At 33.2% G+C, this 1,743-nt stretch carries 2 protein-coding genes and 1 pseudogene; all 3 read right to left on the bottom strand.

The features are described 5' to 3' along the window. Positions 1-16: 16 nt before the first annotated feature. Positions 17-514, bottom strand: a pseudogene (locus HMPREF0381_RS04910) (restriction endonuclease subunit S); the annotation flags it as partial. Positions 515-860: 346 nt separating this feature from the next. Further along, positions 861-1,373 (bottom strand): restriction endonuclease subunit S, encoded by a 513-nt coding sequence (locus HMPREF0381_RS04905; protein ID WP_008750792.1) that lies wholly within the window; start codon positions 1,371-1,373, stop codon positions 861-863. 30 nt (positions 1,374-1,403) lie between these two features. Next, positions 1,404-1,743: TraM recognition domain-containing protein (locus HMPREF0381_RS04900; protein WP_008750791.1), on the bottom strand; the 340-nt coding region annotated here is incomplete at its 5' end.

The raw sequence follows: 1,743 nt of genomic DNA, 5'->3' as shown, positions 1-1,743 counted from the left end.
TTTAACTTCAGATTATTTAAGCATTCAAATATGCAATAGCTTTTCCTTCTCCATATTCAATCGCCATTTCTACCGACTTAACGGCTTTTTCTAAAATAGATTTACTTTCATTCCTTAAATTTTCGTTCTCGATTAGTAGCTTGCTTATTTGCTCCTGCTTTTCTTTAACGATAATCGGAATGATTACATTTTCTATTTCGCTCTTTTTCCAATGGTTAATGATTGAACCACCTGCATCCTTTTCCGCTTGCATTTTGACAGCTACGGAATTTAACACTAATGTCAGATAATCTGGTAAAACCCTTTCATCTTTAACATCGAGGTGTAGTATGGCAGATGATGTGATAATATTCTCATCTTTATTCATCTTGTAAGCTATGCCGACAGTGCCGTCTTTAGATAAAAATATCGTGTCTTTCTTTGGTCTAATACAGTCTTTAAATTCATTCTCTGATAAATAAATACTCGTATCTGTCAAACCGAATTTTGTTAAGTCCTGTACTCTTATAAACGGTGTTCCTTTTGTCTGATAGCTTGCACTTCCGGCTCAATCGACTTTTTGATTGTAACAAGATCAGATAATTTATCACAGTTGTTGCTCGACAGTTTTTCAAATAGCTTGTCATATTTTTCTTGATAATATTCGCTATCCAATCTTCCACTAACGCCGAATGTGTCTTTAAGATTTTTAACAGTATAGTTTGAAGATTTCAAACTATCAAACAAACCGATTTCTTCATAAAGCCTGAAGATTGCAAGGTTGATACAGTAGCTCGCTTGCTCCTTATAGTAGGCAATTAGTGTTTGTCTATCTATCTATCTATCTATCTATCTATCTATCTATCTATCTATCTATCTATCTATCTATCTAAGAAATTCTGTGCCGTTTGCTCATTTTTGTCAATAGCTATTTCAACACTTTTTGTAGAAATTTCAAGTAATCCTTTTGCTTTCTTAGAATACTCCATACTCTGTTTGATATAACTTGCAATTTCATCTTCAACATTAGATTTTATAATCGGAATAGGTAAAGATAAAATATCTTCATCCGTTATTACAGGGTAACTTGTTCCAACATTAAATTTTAGCAACCAATCCGAATAAATAGGTGTTCTCAACAATGTTTTTAAAGTTTCTACCCTATAATCTGATTCTTTCTTCTCTCTTAAAACAGCAAATGCTCCGCTCACAACCAAATTACTATAATCTTCCTCTATTATAGATATTGCCCCTCGATTAGGTCGTACTTTAGATACTAACAAATCTCCTTTTTGGGGCAATATCTTTGCATTTGCTGGTAAATCTTTTTCATCTATTAATTTTGGACTAATTTTACCATCACTTACATTAACATCTCCAATTTCTACATACAACCTCCACCACTTTTACCCTCATTTCTTCTTTTAAATTAACCTTGTCTCTTTTTTTAAATATTTTTCTATATCAAAGGTATTTTTCTTGTTGTAGTCTGAAAGCAGCTTATAATTTTTATGCTTTGTAATATCGAACTTATCTGAATAAAAAGGTCTTGCTCCCCTTATCTCAAGTATGCACTTCCCACCGTCCATCACTTTAAGTTCATCCCTGCTCATCAGTTCCTTTCCAAGCTTTTGATAGTTCAGTCCGAAAGATTTTTGATTTGACCTTGTTTCCGATGTGTTATACAGGTCTATGGTTTCTTTTCCTAAGTTCTCGGACAACTCTTTTATGGTTGTTCCTTCCTTTCCACCCAAAAACAACTCG

The sequence above is a fragment of the Lachnoanaerobaculum saburreum DSM 3986 genome, assembly GCF_000185385.1.
Taxonomy (GTDB): Bacteria; Bacillota; Clostridia; order Lachnospirales; family Lachnospiraceae; genus Lachnoanaerobaculum; species Lachnoanaerobaculum saburreum.
Note: the sequence above shows the minus strand (reverse complement) of the source record. Positions and strands in the feature narration are given on the sequence as shown.